11 protein-coding genes are annotated in these 14,951 nt (G+C 71.6%); 7 read left to right on the top strand and 4 right to left on the bottom strand.

The window, feature by feature from the left end; translation table 11 throughout:
• Positions 1-77 precede the first annotated feature (77 nt).
• The 3 genes from BKA00_RS22430 (at position 78) to BKA00_RS22420 (ending at position 3,430) form a co-directional block, all read left to right on the top strand.
• A complete protein-coding gene (locus BKA00_RS22430) occupies positions 78-788 on the top strand; it encodes an HAD family hydrolase (protein WP_185027965.1) in 711 nt (236 codons plus the stop codon).
• A gap of 103 nt (positions 789-891) precedes the next feature.
• Positions 892-1,206 carry a hypothetical protein gene (locus BKA00_RS22425; RefSeq protein ID WP_185027963.1) on the top strand — a complete coding sequence of 105 codons (315 nt, stop codon included), beginning with the start codon at positions 892-894 and terminating at the stop codon, positions 1,204-1,206.
• A gap of 268 nt (positions 1,207-1,474) precedes the next feature.
• On the top strand, positions 1,475-3,430 hold the full coding sequence (locus BKA00_RS22420) for an acetoacetate--CoA ligase (protein WP_185027961.1): 1,956 nt from the start codon (positions 1,475-1,477) through the stop codon (positions 3,428-3,430).
• Here the strand turns inward: BKA00_RS22420 and BKA00_RS22415 are convergent.
• Positions 3,420-3,977 carry a hypothetical protein gene (locus BKA00_RS22415; protein WP_230298669.1) on the bottom strand — a complete coding sequence of 186 codons (558 nt, stop codon included), beginning with the start codon at positions 3,975-3,977 and terminating at the stop codon, positions 3,420-3,422. The two genes, BKA00_RS22420 and BKA00_RS22415, sit on opposite strands and share 11 nt — an antisense overlap.
• On the opposite strand from BKA00_RS22415, the gene BKA00_RS22410 reads away from it, so the two are divergent.
• Both BKA00_RS22410 and BKA00_RS22405 read left to right on the top strand, forming a co-directional pair.
• Complete coding sequence (locus BKA00_RS22410) at positions 3,957-4,847, top strand: serine/threonine-protein kinase (RefSeq protein WP_185027959.1); 891 nt, start codon at positions 3,957-3,959, stop codon at positions 4,845-4,847. The genes BKA00_RS22415 and BKA00_RS22410 overlap by 21 nt on opposite strands.
• 166 nt (positions 4,848-5,013) lie before the next feature.
• The gene (locus BKA00_RS22405; RefSeq protein WP_185027958.1) at positions 5,014-9,846 is read left to right on the top strand and encodes an NAD-glutamate dehydrogenase; all 4,833 of its coding nucleotides are present in this window, start codon (positions 5,014-5,016) and stop codon (positions 9,844-9,846) included.
• Positions 9,847-10,171: 325 nt separating this feature from the next.
• Here the strand turns inward: BKA00_RS22405 and BKA00_RS22400 are convergent, their stop codons facing one another.
• Together BKA00_RS22400 and prfB are read right to left on the bottom strand one after the other, a co-directional pair.
• Entirely contained in the window at positions 10,172-11,155 is a 984-nt protein-coding gene (locus BKA00_RS22400) for a DUF8094 domain-containing protein (RefSeq protein ID WP_185027956.1), read from the bottom strand.
• A gap of 126 nt (positions 11,156-11,281) precedes the next feature.
• Positions 11,282-12,391: a peptide chain release factor 2 gene (gene prfB, locus BKA00_RS22395; RefSeq protein WP_185027954.1), complete on the bottom strand. Its 1,110-nt coding sequence runs from the start codon at positions 12,389-12,391 to the stop codon at positions 11,282-11,284.
• Positions 12,392-12,540: 149 nt separating this feature from the next.
• On the opposite strand from prfB, the gene BKA00_RS22390 reads away from it, so the two are divergent.
• A complete protein-coding gene (locus BKA00_RS22390; protein WP_185027952.1) occupies positions 12,541-13,596 on the top strand; it encodes a DUF8094 domain-containing protein in 1,056 nt (351 codons plus the stop codon).
• Positions 13,597-13,619: 23 nt separating this feature from the next.
• Here the strand turns inward: BKA00_RS22390 and BKA00_RS22385 are convergent, their stop codons facing one another.
• Positions 13,620-13,805, bottom strand: a complete 186-nt coding sequence (locus BKA00_RS22385) for a hypothetical protein (RefSeq protein ID WP_149259206.1) — start codon at positions 13,803-13,805, stop codon at positions 13,620-13,622.
• Positions 13,806-14,214: 409 nt separating this feature from the next.
• Here BKA00_RS22385 and ftsE point away from each other — a divergent pair, with 409 nt between their 5' ends.
• Positions 14,215-14,904, top strand: coding sequence for a cell division ATP-binding protein FtsE (gene ftsE, locus BKA00_RS22380; RefSeq protein ID WP_067453578.1), 690 nt, complete (start codon positions 14,215-14,217; stop codon positions 14,902-14,904).
• Positions 14,905-14,951: the final 47 nt, after the last annotated feature.

Raw genomic sequence — 14,951 nt, 5'->3', positions numbered from 1 at the left:
GGGCTTGACGATAGGCTCGCCTCGCCGTCCGTTGGACGGCGCCGGAGCACACCCCCTGGAGCCGTCATGGGAACGGGATGTCGACGCTGAACCGTCTCGTGCTGTGGAACATCGACCACACCCTGGTCGACGTCGGGCGGATCACCCGGGACGCCTACGCCGAGGCGTTCCAGCGGACCATCGGGCGCCCACTGCTGCGCCTGGCGCCCACCCCCGGCCGCACCGAATCCGAGATCATCTTCGAGACCCTCGCGTTCAACGACGTCGTCACCACCGACGACCACCTGCCCGCCTTCTTCGACGCGCTGGCCGAGGCGTTCGCGAGCCGCCGCGCCGACCTGCGCGCGCACGGCCGCGTCCTGGCCGGCGCCCGGGAGGCAGTCGAGGCGCTCGCCCACGTGCCCGGCGTCGTCCAGTCGGTGCTGACCGGATCGCTCCAGCCGAACGCGGTGCTGAAGGTGACCGAGCTCGGCCTCGCCGGCCGCCTCGACCTGGAGGCCGGCGGGTACGAGAACGGCGTCTACAGCAAGGCCGCCCTCCTGGAGGTCGCCCGCGCCCGCGCGGGCGAGCGCCACGGCGCCCGCTACCCCGAGTCGGCCACCGTCTACGTCGCCGACTCGCCCCGCGACGTCCAGGCCGCGCACATCGCCGGGTCGCCGATCCTCGCCGTCGCCACCGGGAGCGCCACCGAGGCCGAGCTCCGCGCCGCCGGAGCGGACCGGGTCCTCGCCACGCTCGCCGACACGGACGCGGTGGTGAGCGCGGTCGCCGACCTGACCCGCATGTGAGGCCGGCACGCATATGAGACACGTTTGTCACCTCGGAAAGGCGGCGCCGCCCGCACGCGCTCGGTAACTTCGAGTAATCACTTGACGTCAAGGAGTGATTAGCGTGCCGTGTCGTGCCGTCGCCCTGTCCACCGTCCTCGCCGCGGCCCTCGGCGCCGCCGCGCTCCTGCTCACCACACCCCCGGCCGATCCCGCCCGGGCCTCGGCGGAACGCGCCGGCGAGATGTTCGCGTGCGAGCTGGTGGAGCCGCGTTACCCCCAGGTCTTCGGCCGGAACTGCGACCCCGGCCGATGGGGGCCGCTCTCGGACTTCACCGTCATCGACCGGCGCGACGACAGCACCTACCGCTGCCGGACCGGCTGGGCCGAGGGGCCGCCCAGGGTCAGCGGCCAGAGCTGCCTGGCGCAGCGGGGCTGATCCCGCTCCGGTGGCCGCGGCGGCCGACACACCGCCGCGCCCACGGGTGTGCGCTTCCTGAGCTGCCCGTTCTTTCGATGTGTGGGGGCGGAGGATGACCCCGCCCGTCTCTGTGTGGGGGCGCGGGATTGCCCGAGGCCGCGTTTTGACCTGCGATAGGACGGGTTCCGGGGCTTGGCGGCGGGCGTGGCGGGCAGGTTGCGCGGTGTGCCGGGCGGGCCCGATATTGGGATGGCCGCGCGGCGTGGCGCGGCGGGGAGGGAGACAGATGGCCCGGGACGTATCCGAGGGTTCGGCGCTGTGGGAGCCGTCGGAGGAGGTGGTCGCGAACGCGCGGGTGACGCGGTTCGCCCACTGGCTGGGGGACCGGGGCGTCCTCAAGGAGTCCTACGACGAGCTCTGGCAGTGGTCGGTCACGGAGGTCGACGCGTTCTGGGACGCGATCTGGTCGTACTTCGAGGTCGTCGGCGATCGCGGTGACGGCCCCGTCCGGACGGGCGGGCCCATGCCGGTCGACGGACTCGAGTGGTTCCCGGGCGCGACCCTCAACTACGCGGCGAACGCGCTGCGCCGGGCACAGGAGTCGCCCGACGAGACGGCGGTCGTCTTCCGGTCGGAGGCGGGCGGGCACCGGCTGCTGTCGTACCGGGAGCTGGCGCTGCACGTCGCGGAGGTGCGCGCGGGCCTGGCCGAACTCGGCGTGGGCAAGGGCGACCGGGTCGCCGCCTACATCCCGAACATCCCCGAGGCGCTGATCTGCTTCCTGGCCACGGCGTCGCTGGGCGCGGTGTGGTCGTCGTGCTCTCCCGACTTCGGGTCGTCCTCGGTGATCGACCGGTTCGCGCAGATCGAGCCGAAGGTTCTGGTCGCCGTGGACGGCTACGCCTACAACGGCAAGCGGTTCGACCGCCGCGAGGTCGTCGCGGAGATCGAGGCCTCGCTGCCGACCCTCGCCGCCACCGTGCTCGTCCCCTACCTGGACCCGGCCGCGACCCCGGAGGGCCTGCGCGTCGGAATGCACTACGGCGAACTGCCCCGCCAGGGCCACGAGACCCTGGAGTTCGAGGACGTCCCGTTCGACCATCCGCTGTGGGTCGTGTACTCGTCCGGGACGACCGGGCTGCCGAAGCCGATCGTCCACGGCCACGGCGGCGTGGTCCTGGAGCACCTCAAGGCGCTGTCCTTCCACCAGGACCTCGGTCCCGAGGACGTGTTCTTCTGGTACACCACCACCGGCTGGATGATGTGGAACTACCTCATCGGCGGCCTGCTGGTGGGGTCGGCCATCGTCATGTACGACGGCGCCCCCCTCGACCTGTGGACGCTCGCCGCCGAGACCGGCGTCACCTACATGGGGGTCGGCGCGCCCTACATCTCGGCCTCGGCGAAGGAGGGGCGCCGCCCCGGCGAGGAACTCGACCTGTCCGGCCTGCGCGGCATCGGCTCCACCGGCTCGCCGCTCCCGCCCGAAGGCTTCGCCTGGGTGTACGAAGCGGTGGGCAGCGACCTGCTGCTCGGCTCGTTCTCCGGCGGAACCGACCTGTGCACCGGCTTCGTCGGCCCGTCGCCGCTGCTGCCGCTGCACGCCGGCGTCATCCAGTGCCGCGGCCTCGGCGCCAAGGTGGAGGCGTTCGGCGAGGACGGCAAGCCGGTGATCGACGAGGTGGGGGAGCTGGTCATCACCGAGCCCATGCCGTCCATGCCCGTCTTCTTCTGGAACGACGAGGGCGGCGAGCGCTACCGCGACTCCTACTTCGACATGTACCCGGGCGTGTGGCGGCACGGCGACTGGATCAAGGTCCTGCCGGACGGCGGCTGCGTGATCTACGGGCGGTCCGACTCCACCCTCAACCGCGGCGGCGTCCGCATGGGCACCGCCGACTTCTACCGCGTCGTCGAGGCGTTCGACGAGATCGCCGACAGCCTCGTCATCGACACCGGCAGGCTCGGCCAGGAGGGCCGGCTGCTCCTGTACGTCCAGCTCGCGGAGGGCGCGGCGCTCACCGACGAGCTGGCGGACGGCCTCCGCAGGCGGATCCGGTCGGCGCTGTCGCCCCGGCACGTCCCGGACGAGATCACCGCCGTGCCCGGCATCCCGCGCACGCTGTCCGGCAAGAAGCTGGAGGTCCCCGTCCGCAAGATCCTCCAGGGCACCCCGGTCGACCGGGCCGCCAACCGCGACTCCATGGCCAACCCCGAGGTGCTCACCCACTTCACCCCTTAGCGGCGGCGTAGGCGAGGACGTCGCCGCGGCGGTACAGGCGCCGCACGCGTCCCCCTCCCAGCGGCTCGACCCGGGCGGGTTCCGGCCAGCCCGCGGGCGGGCGCCTGGCGTAGACGGTGACGCTCGTCTGCGCCAGGCCGAGGATGCGGGCGGCCTCGGCCAGGGTGACCAGGTCGTCCGGTCCCTCCTCGGCGGGGCGTTCCCCCAGGGCCCGGTACCAGGCCGTCCAGGCGGCCTCGTCCCAGTACAGGGCCTTGCCGGCGCGGTGCGCCACGTCGGGGTGCCCGTTGGACGCGCGGTCCGCCCAGAGCTGCTTGAGGCGGTGGCGGCTGAGCCCGTGGCGCTCCGCCAGCTCGTCGCGGGTGGCGAGGCCGGGCGGGACGTCCCGGGACCGGCGCGCCGCGTACCAGCGGTCCCAGTCGGCGGCGACGAGGTCGGGACGCCCGCGGACGTGTTCTGCTGGGCGGCGACGCTGGCGTTCGCCGCGACCGGGGAGCCGCCCTTCGGGCAGGACACCATCCCCGCCGTGATCAACCGGATCCTGCACGAGGAGCCCGAGCTCGGCGGCCTCGACGGGCCGCTGCGCGACCTGGTGGTCGACTGCCTGGACAAGGACCCCTCCCGCCGTCCGGGCGCCCGGCAGGTGCTGATGCGGCTGCTCGGGCACGAGGAGGCCGCGGCGCGCCCGGCCGCCCGCCCGTCCGGCGACACCGACGAGACCGCGATGCTGGCCGCCGGGTCCGTCCTCGCCGCCGAGGCCGGCGAGGAGGACGAGGCGTTCGAGCCCGCCGCGTTCGCCGACCCGGGCCGCGCCGAAAGCCCGGCCTTCGACGACGACTTCGCGGCACCGGCGGAGGCCGCCGTCCCGGACGCGCCCGCCGAATGGGCCGCCGCCGCCACCATGCCCGGCACCGGCGGGAAGGGCGGCGGCCTGCGGCGCTCGCTCGCCGGTTCGGGACGCTCCGCCGTGCTCGCCGGGGCCGCCGCCCTGGTCGTCGCGGTCATCGTGGTCTCCTCCGTCCTGCTGCTCGGCTCCGGCGACAGCGGCAAGGCGGGCCGCAAGGTCAGCGACCCGAGCGCGCCGCCCGCCTCGACCGACGTCGTGCCCACCACCGCGCCGCAGCCGACCAGGCGGGCCGTGGAGGAGGAGCCGCCGGCGTCCTACGACCCGACGCCCACCGGCAGCCCGACGCCGACCGGCAGCCCGACGCCGACCGGGTCCCCGACCCCGACCGGCTCGCCGACCGACCCGGCGCCGACCGACTCGGGCACGCCGACCGCCCCCAGCACGCCCACCGACCCGGGCACGCCGACCGACCCCGGTCCGACGGAGCCCGGAGACGGCGGCACCAACCCGGGCGGCGGCGGCACGGGAACGGGCACGGGGACGGGTACCGGCGCGCAGGCCGCGGGCTGACGCCGCGCCCCACCGATTTCCAAGATCACCCCGAGCCCTGGCAAGGTGGGATAGGCCACGTCGGCCATGCGCGGGACCAGGTCGGCTTTGCGGCGATTCCTGGTTACGCTCGTGCAGTGAGCGGCGCCACAACGAGGTGGCGATGGGTCTCAAGGGGAGATTGTCGATGAGCGGCATGCTCGATCAAGCGAAGGACGACCTGCTCCGGCGGGCCGCCGAGGCGTGCGCGCGGCGTCCGGACGCGCGCGGTGACGCGGAGGAGGCCCTCGCCTACCTCCGCCTCTACTACCGGCAGGTCGCGCGCGAGGACCTGCTGGAGCGCGACCCGGCGGCCGTCTGCGGGCCCGCGATGGCGCATCGCGCGCTCGGCGAGGAGCGGCCGCAGGGGCGCGCGAAGGTGCGCGTCTTCACGCCGACGCTGGAGGCGGACGGCTGGAACCCCGGCCGCACCGTCGTCCAGATCGTCACGGACGACATGCCGTTCCTGGTCGACTCGGTGACGATGGAGCTGAGCCGGCACCAGCTCGCCACCCAGCTGATCGTCCACCCGCTGATGGGCGTGGACCGGGACGTCGCGGGCCACCTCAGGGCGTTCCGCGGCAAGAACGACAGCGACGCCGACGTCGACGAGTCGTGGATGCACTTCGAGGTCGACCGCACCACCGACCAGGCCGCCCTGGACGTGCTGGAGAAGGACCTGATCCGCGTCCTGCAGGACGTGCGGGTCGCCGTCGAGGACGAGCCCAAGATGCGCGCCCGCGCCCACGAGATCGCGACCGCGATCCAGGAGGTCCCGCCGCCGCTGTCCGAGAAGGAGATCGGCGAGGGTGTCGAGCTGCTCGACTGGCTCGCCGACGGGCACTTCACGTTCCTCGGCTACCGCGACTACACGCTCACCGAAGACGGCACGGCGCTGCGCCCCGAGCCCGGCTCGGGCCTCGGCGTCCTGCGCATGGACAAGCGCGAGTCCGCCGGCTTCGCCGCGCTGCCGCCGGAGGTCCGCGAGAAGGCGAAGGAGAAGCGCCTGCTCGTCCTCACCAAGGCGAACTCGCGCTCCACCGTCCACCGCCCCCTGTACCTGGACTACATCGGGGTGAAGAAGTTCGACGCGGCAGGCGAGGTGATCGGGGAGCGCCGGTTCCTCGGCCTGTTCACGCACGTCGCCTACAGCGAGTCGATCGGGCACGTCCCCGTCCTGCGGCCCAAGCTCGACGAGGTGCTGGAGCTGGCCGGGTTCACCCCCGACAGCTACGACGGCCAGGACCTCATCGAGATCCTGGAGAGCTACCCGCGCGACGAGCTGTTCCAGATCTCGGTGGACGACCTGCTGAAGATCTCCCTCGGCGTGCTGCGGCTGCGCGAGCGCCGCCAGCTGAAGCTGTTCCTGCGCAAGGACCTGTACGGCCGCTTCATGTCCTGCATGGTCTACCTGCCGCGCGACCGCTACACCACCAAGGTCCGGCTGCGCATCCAGGACCTCCTCAAGGAGGCGTTCGAGGGCGTCAGCGTCGACTACAGCGCGAACGTCACCGAGTCGAACCTGGCGCGGCTGCACGTCGTGGTCCGCGGCGAGCGCGGCCGCCCGCTGCCGGACATCGACGTCGCGGCGCTGGAGGAGCGCCTCGCCGGCGCCACCCGCTCCTGGGAGGACGACCTCGCCGAGGCGATCGTCGAGCAGTGCGGGGAGGAACGTTCCGGAACGCTCGGCCGCTCGTTCGGCGAGGCGTTCCCCGAGGGCTACAAGGCCGACTTCCCGGCCCGCACCGCCGTCGCCGACCTGCGCCGCCTCGACGCGCTCGACGAGGCCGCCGACACTTCGATCGACCTGTACGGGCCGGCCGGCGCCGGGCCGGGCGAGCGGCGGCTGAAGATCTACCGGATGGGCGAGCCGATCTCCCTGTCGCGGGTGCTGCCGCTGCTGCAGAACATGGGCGTCGAGGTGATCGACGAGCGGCCGTACGAGATCAACCCCTCCGACGGCCGCCGGTTCTGGATCTACGACCTCGGGCTGCGGTACTCGCCTCCCGCCGACGTCCCGGAAGAGGCCGTCAAGGACCTGTTCCAGGACGCGTTCACGGTCCTGTGGCGCGGCGACATCGAGAACGACGGCTTCAACGCGCTCGTCCTGCACGTCGGCCTGACCTGGTGGCAGGCGATGATCCTGCGGGCCTACGCCCTGTACCTGCGGCAGGCGGGCGCCGCGTTCTCCAAGCGCTACTTCGAGGAGGTGCTGCTGCGCAACGCCTCCATCACCCGGCTGATCATCCGGCTGTGGGAGAGCAGGCTCGACCCGACCCTGCAGGGCGGCGAGCAGGAGCGCAGCGACGGCATCGCCGAGGAGATCCGCGGCAAGCTGGACGACGTCGCGAGCCTCGACGAGGACCGCATCCTGCGGTCCTACCTGGCGCTCGTCCAGGCGACGCTGCGCACGAACCACTACCAGAACAAGCCGTACCTGGCGATGAAGTTCGACCCGGCGGGCATCCCGGACCTGCCGCTGCCCCGCCCCACGTACGAGATCTTCGTGTACTCGCCGAAGGTCGAGGGCGTGCACCTGCGGTTCGGGTCGGTCGCGCGCGGCGGGCTGCGCTGGTCCGACCGGCGCGAGGACTTCCGCACCGAGATCCTCGGCCTGGCCAAGGCGCAGGCGGTGAAGAACACCGTCATCGTCCCCGCGGGCGCCAAGGGCGGCTTCGTCGGCAAGCAGCTGCCCGACCCGGCCGTGGACCGGGAGGCCTGGCAGAAGGCCGGCATCGACTGCTATAAGGACTTCATCTCCGGCTTGCTCGACCTCACCGACAACCTCGTGGACGGCAAGGTCGTCCCGCCGCCGAACGTCGTCCGCCACGACGGCGACGACACCTACATGGTCGTCGCCGCCGACAAGGGCACCGCGACGTTCTCCGACATCGCCAACGGCGTCGCCGCCGAGTACGGGTTCTGGCTGGGCGACGCGTTCGCCTCGGGCGGCTCGGTCGGCTACGACCACAAGGGCATGGGCATCACCGCCCGCGGCGCCTGGGAATCGGTGAAGTACCACTTCCGGGCCCTCGGCAAGGACATCCAGAACGAGGACTTCACCGTCGTCGGCATCGGCGACATGTCCGGTGACGTGTTCGGCAACGGGATGCTGCTGTCGGAGCACATCCGGCTGGTCGCCGCGTTCGACCACCGGCACATCTTCATCGACCCGGACCCGGACGCCGCGGCCTCGTTCGCCGAGCGCCGCCGCCTGTTCGAGCTGCCGCGCAGCAGCTGGGCCGACTACGACACCTCGCTGATCTCCAAGGGCGGCGGCGTGTTCCCCCGCTCCGTCAAGTCGATCCAGATCACCCCGCAGATGCGGGTGGTGCTGGGCCTCGGCGACGGCGTGAAGACCCTGCCGCCCTTCGACCTGATCCGGGCCATCCTGCGGGCGCCGGTCGACCTGCTGTGGAACGGCGGCATCGGCACCTACATCAAGGCGTCCACCGAGAACAACGCCGACGTCGGCGACAAGGCCAACGACCCCGTCCGCGTGGACGGCGCCGAGCTGCACTGCAAGGTCGTCGGCGAGGGCGGCAACCTCGGCGCGACCCAGCTCGGCCGCATCGAGTTCGCGCGCGGCGGCGGCCTGATCAACACCGACTTCATCGACAACTCCGCGGGCGTCGACACCTCCGACCACGAGGTCAACATCAAGATCCTGCTCGACCAGGCGGTGCGGGACGGGGAGCTGGCCGGCAAGCAGCGCGACGGGCTGCTCTACGAGATGACCGACGAGGTCGGGCGGCTCGTCCTGCGCGACAACTACGCGCAGAACGTGGTGCTCGCCGCGGCCCGCGCGCAGGCGCCCGCGATGCTGCACGTCCACGCCCGGTACATGCGCAAGCTGGAGCGCGACGGCCGCCTGAAACGGCGCCTGGAGGCTCTGCCGGACGACAAGGCCCTCGCCGAGCGCCGCCAGTCCGGGCACGGGCTGACCAGCCCCGAGTTCTCGGTGCTGCTCGCCTACGCCAAGCTCGCCCTGGACGCCGACCTCGTCGCCTCCGACCTCTCCGACGACCCCTACCTGGAGTCGTGGCTGGTCGACTACTTCCCGACGCCCCTGCGCGAGCGGTTCCGCCCCTACATGGACCGGCACCCGCTCCGCCGCGAGATCATCACGACCGCCGTGGTGAACGACGTGGTCAACGCGAGCGGCTCCACGTTCGTCTTCCGGATGAACGAGGAGACGGGCGCCTCCTCGTCCGACATCGCCCGCGCCTACCTCGTCGCCCGCGACGTCTTCCAGATGCCGCGCTTCCGGCGTTCGGTGGAGAGCCTGTCGCACCAGGTCGAGGAGTCGACGCAGGTCGCGATGCTGCTGGAGGCCCGCAAGCTCACCGAGCGAGGCGCCCGCTGGCTGCTGCACAACCGGCGGCCCCCGTTCGACATCCAGGAGACGATCGACTTCTTCTGCGGCGGCGCGGCAACCCTGAGCGCGCACCTGTCGAAACTGCTCGTCGGGCTGGACCTCACGGCCTTCGAGCAGCGCCGCGACGGCTTCGCCGAACTGGGCGTCCCCGACGAGCTGGCCGAGCAGTGCGCCGCGTTCGTCCCCGCCTACTCCACCTTCGACGTGGTCGGCATCGCGCACGACACGGGACGCCCGGTGGAGGAGGTCGCCGAGATCTACTTCGACCTGGCGGACCGCCTCCAGCTGTCCCGCCTGCGCGAACGCATCATCGCGCTCCCGCGCGACGACAAGTGGCGCTCGATGGCCCGCTCCGCCCTCCGCGACGACCTGTACGCCGCGCACTCCGCCCTCACCCGCGACGTCCTCGTCACCAGCGACCCGGGCGGCAACCCCGAGGAGCGAATGATCTACTGGGCGGACAAGAACAAGCCCGCCGTCCAACGAGCCCAGCAGACCCTCAGCGAGATCTGGGAGAGCGACAGCTTCGACCTGGCAACCCTCTCGGTCGCCCTGGGCGCCATCCGCACCCTGGTCACCTCCAGCTCTCTCCCAGCGGAGTAAGAAGCGGCGATACACGGCGGTCTGTCGTCGACCTGGTGCCCTCCTTCCTCGGGCCTTGAAGGCCCGAGGAAGGAGGGCACCGCTGTGACCACGCGACAACCCAACCCCTCGCGATCGCGTCCGAAGGCAGATTCGAGCGAAGCGAGAATCTGATCGCGCAGCGAGCCTCTGGGCGAGTCGGAGCGATGCCAGCGATCGCCCGCTTTTATCGACGATGGAGGGCGCCCAGCGCCCGAAGGAGGAGAAAAAAGCAAGAAACCATCGGACACCGGCCGGGTCCGCCGCAGCGGTCAGGAGGGGCGGGCCGGCCGGCGCCCGACGGGGTTCAGGAGCCCTGGGCGGTGACGGCCTTGCGGTACATGCCGCTGATGGTGGCGCGGCCCTTGGGCGGGATGGTGGCCAGGTACTGCACGAGGACGGTGGTGTCCAGGCGGGTCCGGGCGGTGGTGGACGGGGCGAGCCCGACGAGGTCGCCGCTCACGGCCAGCCTGCCCCGCTGGGCCGCCGAGTATGCCTCGTTCTGTCTCAGGACGTACCAGACGACGGCTCCGCGGTCCTTGGTGCGCAGCCCGTAGACCTTGTACTCGGCGGGGGAGAAGCGGGACGAGAGGGTGACTCCGCGACCGGCGAGGGTCTTCTCTCCCGCCTTGAGCGCCTTGTAGGTCTCGCTGGTCTTCGCCCCGTCCGCCAGGAGGGACGCTCCGGAGGCGCGGGGGCCGTCGGTGAGCAGTGCGGCGTGGGCCTTGGGGAGCTTCGCGGGGGCGACCGCGAGGTCCTTGGCACCGGGGTCGACCGGGGTGGCGTACCCCTGCGGGTCGAGCGCGACGCGGCCGAGGGCGAGTTCGGACGGGTACGGGTCGGCGGCCAGCAGCCATGGCGCGTTCTGCCCGGCCCGCGTGAACAGCAGGGCGTGCCGCAGGGCCTGCTTGCCCCTGCCGCTGACGGTGTCGGCGGCGAACCAGTGCGGGTAGCCGGACAGCCGCGGGATGTAGAAGGTCGTGTGGGAGAAGGACACCTTGGGCGGGCGCTGCCGGACGGCGCGGCGGAGCTTGAGCGCGGCGACGTCCATGGTGAGCTGCGGGTCGGTCTCGACCGCGCGCAGCGCCCTGCCGTTGAATTTGTAGCCCGCCCGGTTCATGCCGGTGGCGAAGGACGCGAGCACCTGCTGCGCCTCCTCCTTGGTGAGGGCGGGCGCCCCCTGCGGCTTCCCCGGAGCCGCGGAAGAGGGGTCGGCGCCGGAGCAGCCGGTGCTCACGGCGGCGGCCAGCAGGCCGGGTAGGAGTACAGGAACGAGAGTGCGTGCTGCCATGAGGCCCCCCGAATGGCGACGTTGGTCCGGACCATCCGGCATCCTCGCAGAGTGATCATGTGATCACTCTGCGAACACGAAAGTCGGCGCGAAAAGGTGGGGGACCGTCGGGGGACGATCTGGGGATCAGGCGCTCTCCTGCTGGCGCAGCCAGCGGATCTCGGCCTCGATGAACTCGTCGATGTCGCCGTCCAGGACCGCGGAGGTGTTGCCGACCTCGACGCCGGTGCGCAGGTCCTTGACGATCTTGAAGGGGTGCAGCACGTAGTTGCGGATCTGCGTGCCCCAGCTCGTGGTGCCCTCGCCGCGCAGCGCGGAGAGCTCCTCCGCCTCCTCCTTGCGCTTGCGCTCCAGCAGCTTGGCCTGCAGCACGTTCATGGCCGTGGCCTTGTTCTGCAGCTGGCTCCGCTCGTTCTGGCAGGACACGACGATGCCGCTCGGGAGGTGGGTGATCCGCACGGCCGAGTCGGTCGTGTTGACGCCCTGGCCGCCGGGCCCCGACGAGCGGTACACGTCGATCCGCAGTTCGCTCTCGTCGATCTCGACGTGGTCGCTCTGCTCCACCACCGGCACGACGTCCAGGCCCGCGAACGACGTCTGCCGCCGGCCCTGGTTGTCGAACGGGGAGATGCGGATGAGCCGGTGGGTGCCGTGCTCGCCGCGCAGCGTCCCGTAGGCGTAGGGGGCCTTCACGGCGAACGTGGTCGACTTGATCCCGGCCTCTTCGGCGTAGGAGGTGTCGTAGACCTCCGTCGGGTAGCCGTGCCGCTCGGCCCAGCGCAGGTACATCCGCTGGAGCTGCTGGGCCCAGTCGGCCGCGTCCACCCCGCCGGCCTGCGCGTTGATGGTGACGAGTGCCTCGCGGGCGTCGTAGTCGCCCGACATGAGCGTGCGCACCTCGAGCTGCTGGACGGCCTTGTGCAGCGCCGCCAGCTCCTCGTCGGCCTCGGTGCGCGTGTCGGCGTCGTCCATCTCGCGGGCCATCTCGTACAGCGTGGCGGCGTCCTCCAGCCGCTGCCGCAGGCCCTCGACCCGGTTCAGCTCGCTCTCCAGGTACGACAGGCGGCGCGTCACCGCCTGCGCGCGCTCCTGGTCGCTCCACAGGTCGGGGTCGGCCGACTGCTCGCGCAGTTCGGCGATGTCGCGGCGCATGGTGTCGAGGTCCAGCACCTGCTCGATGCTGGACAGAGTCGAGGCGAGCTCCTTGAGCTGTTCTTCGGGTTCGATGCCTGCCACGGTCCGAGCCTATCGCCGTCCCGCACTGCTTATCGCCTCGCGGCGGGCGGCCGGAGGTCCGGCCAATACCATGCGGGTGGCAGAATCACGGGCCGAGGAGGTCGGCCGAGGGCGGCCGGCCCTGGATTCTCGGTCCGGGGGACGGGTCTTTGCACAGCTTCCTGCGGGTGGTCGCGGCCGCGGTGCTGCTCACCCTGCTCGCCGCCGCGGGCTGCGCCGAGGGCAAGACGGAGGCGCGGCCGACCGCCGGCATGCCCGAGACGTCCCCGCCCGTGCCGGTGGCGCTCACCCCTCAGGTCGCCGACCGGGCGTTCCGCTCCTACGTCACCGACGAGGACGTGGCGAGGGCCGCCGGCGACGAACGCCTCGCGCTGACGTGGACGTCCGACGGCCAGTCCCAGCTGACCGCGGCGGAGTTCCGCAAGGCCGCCTACGACGGCGACCCGGTTCGGCGCTTCGTCTACGGCAGCCCCAAGCTCTACGTGCCGAAGCTGAGGGACGCCGCCTACCCGCAGTGGTTCGTGGTGTCGGTCGACCGTTCCGTCGTGGGCGAGCCCAAGAGCAAGCGCAGGGCGCTGATGGGCTTCATCCTGCGCGGGCCGTCCGACCACTGGAAGCTCACGCTCGCGACCCTCCTCCAGGAGAAGGCCAAGGAGCCGAAGGTCGCGGTCGACGCCGCCGGGTACGCGACGGCCATGAGCGCGGAGGACGCGTCCGTGCTGATCCGTCCCCGCGACGTCGGCGGGATCCAGGCGACGATCGCCGCCGAGGGGCCGCGCAGCGTCGCCGCGAAGGTGATGCGGTCCAACGCCGTCACAACGGGCTTCTACCAGGACGCCAAGCGCGCGAGGAAGAAGGCCAAGAAGAAGGACATCACCTATACCGCCGTCTACACCGCGACGCCGTTCCCCTACTTCGGGCTGCGGACCGAGCACGGCGGCGGGCTGGTGATCTACTCGCTCTTCCGCAACGCCTCGCTGATCGCCAAGGATCCCGGCACGCCGAAGCCGGAGATCCCGCAGGAGGCCGAGCACCTGCTCGACGGGACGGTCGAGGGCAACGAGGTCGACACCACGGCCACGCTGCACTTCGCCGCGTTCGACCCGCCGAAGGCCCGGAAGGGCGCCGAGCAGGCCAAGGCGCACATGGTCGCCGACGACGGCGCCGTCACCAAGGCGGGCACGCCGCCGATCAAGAAGCCGTGACGCCGCGGGGGCGCCGGGCCCGGTCAGCCGTAGACGCGCTGGAGGACGAGCGCCGCGAACAGCAGCGCGACGAGGATCGCCAGGACGACGGCGGGCGGCACGGAGGGGCCGTGGTCGTGCAGCTCCGAGCGGGCCTCCCGGCAGGTGGGGCAGCGTCCCTCCACCACCGGGTTCGAGCACCTGGCGCAGATGAGATGTTCGCAGCTCATGTCGTGGGCCCCAATCTCCGACAACGGCACGCGGTCCGTGCGGGAAGCGTCGGCCTGTCCGGTCGTTCGTCCACCTATTAGGTATCTTTCGCCATCATCCAGCGTAGCCGGACTGTATGGTCGTTCCGGCAAGTCCGGGGGCTAGACGGTATAAATCGGCCGGACGTCGGGAGACGGTTCACATGGCACTGATCGGACGTCACGCACTGATCGGACGCGGTGCCGGCCCCGGGCGCCCGTACCACTGGGAGTGGGACGAGGTGGTCGCCTCTCCCCTCTACACTGCTCGAAGGCTCCGCGTCCCACCTGGCCGTGAAGCCGGGCGGCGCAGGCAAGGGGTCACGGAGGCTTCCGTGGCCGCGGGCCGGCCCGCTCCCCAACCCCTACAGCGAACCGCCGTGATGCAGCCGTGATCCATTTCGACAACGTCACCAAGGTCTACCCGAGCCAGAACCGGCCCGCCCTGCAGCATGTGAACGTCGCCATCGAGAAGGGCGAGTTCCTGTTCCTGGTGGGCCCGTCCGGCTCCGGTAAGTCGACCTTCCTGCGCCTCGTCCTGAAGGAGGAGCGTCCTTCCCAGGGTCACGTGCACGTGGCGGGCAAGGACCTGAGCAGGCTGAGCAACTGGAAGGTGCCGCACCTGCGCCGCAGGATCGGCTGCGTCTTCCAGGACTTCCGGCTCCTGCCCAACAAGAACGTCTTCGAGAACGTCGCGTTCGCCCTCGAGGTGATCGGCAAGCCGCGGCGCTTCATCGGCAAGGTCGTCCCCGAGGTCATCGACCTGGTCGGGCTGGAGGGCAAGGCCCACCGGATGCCGGACGAGCTGTCCGGTGGCGAGCAGCAGCGCGTCGCCATCGCGCGGGCGTTCGTCAACCGCCCGATGATCCTGCTCGCCGACGAGCCGACGGGGAACATCGACCCCGCGACCTCGATCGGCATCATGAAGGTGCTGGACCGCATCAACCGGACCGGTACGACCGTCGTGATGGCCACCCACGACGCCGCCATCGTCGACGCCTTCCGCAAGCGCGTCGTCGAGCTGGAGGACGGCCGCGTCGTCCGCGACCAGTCCCGCGGCGTGTACGGCCAGGCGTACTGATACGGGCGTGCTGACACAGGCGTACCGACACAGGCGTGCCGACACGG

Origin of the sequence: Actinomadura coerulea (genome assembly GCF_014208105.1) — a bacterium.
Classification (GTDB): Bacteria; Actinomycetota; Actinomycetes; order Streptosporangiales; family Streptosporangiaceae; genus Spirillospora; species Spirillospora coerulea.
The sequence above is the reverse complement of the archived record's forward strand: the minus strand, read 5'-3'. Positions and strand labels throughout refer to the sequence as shown.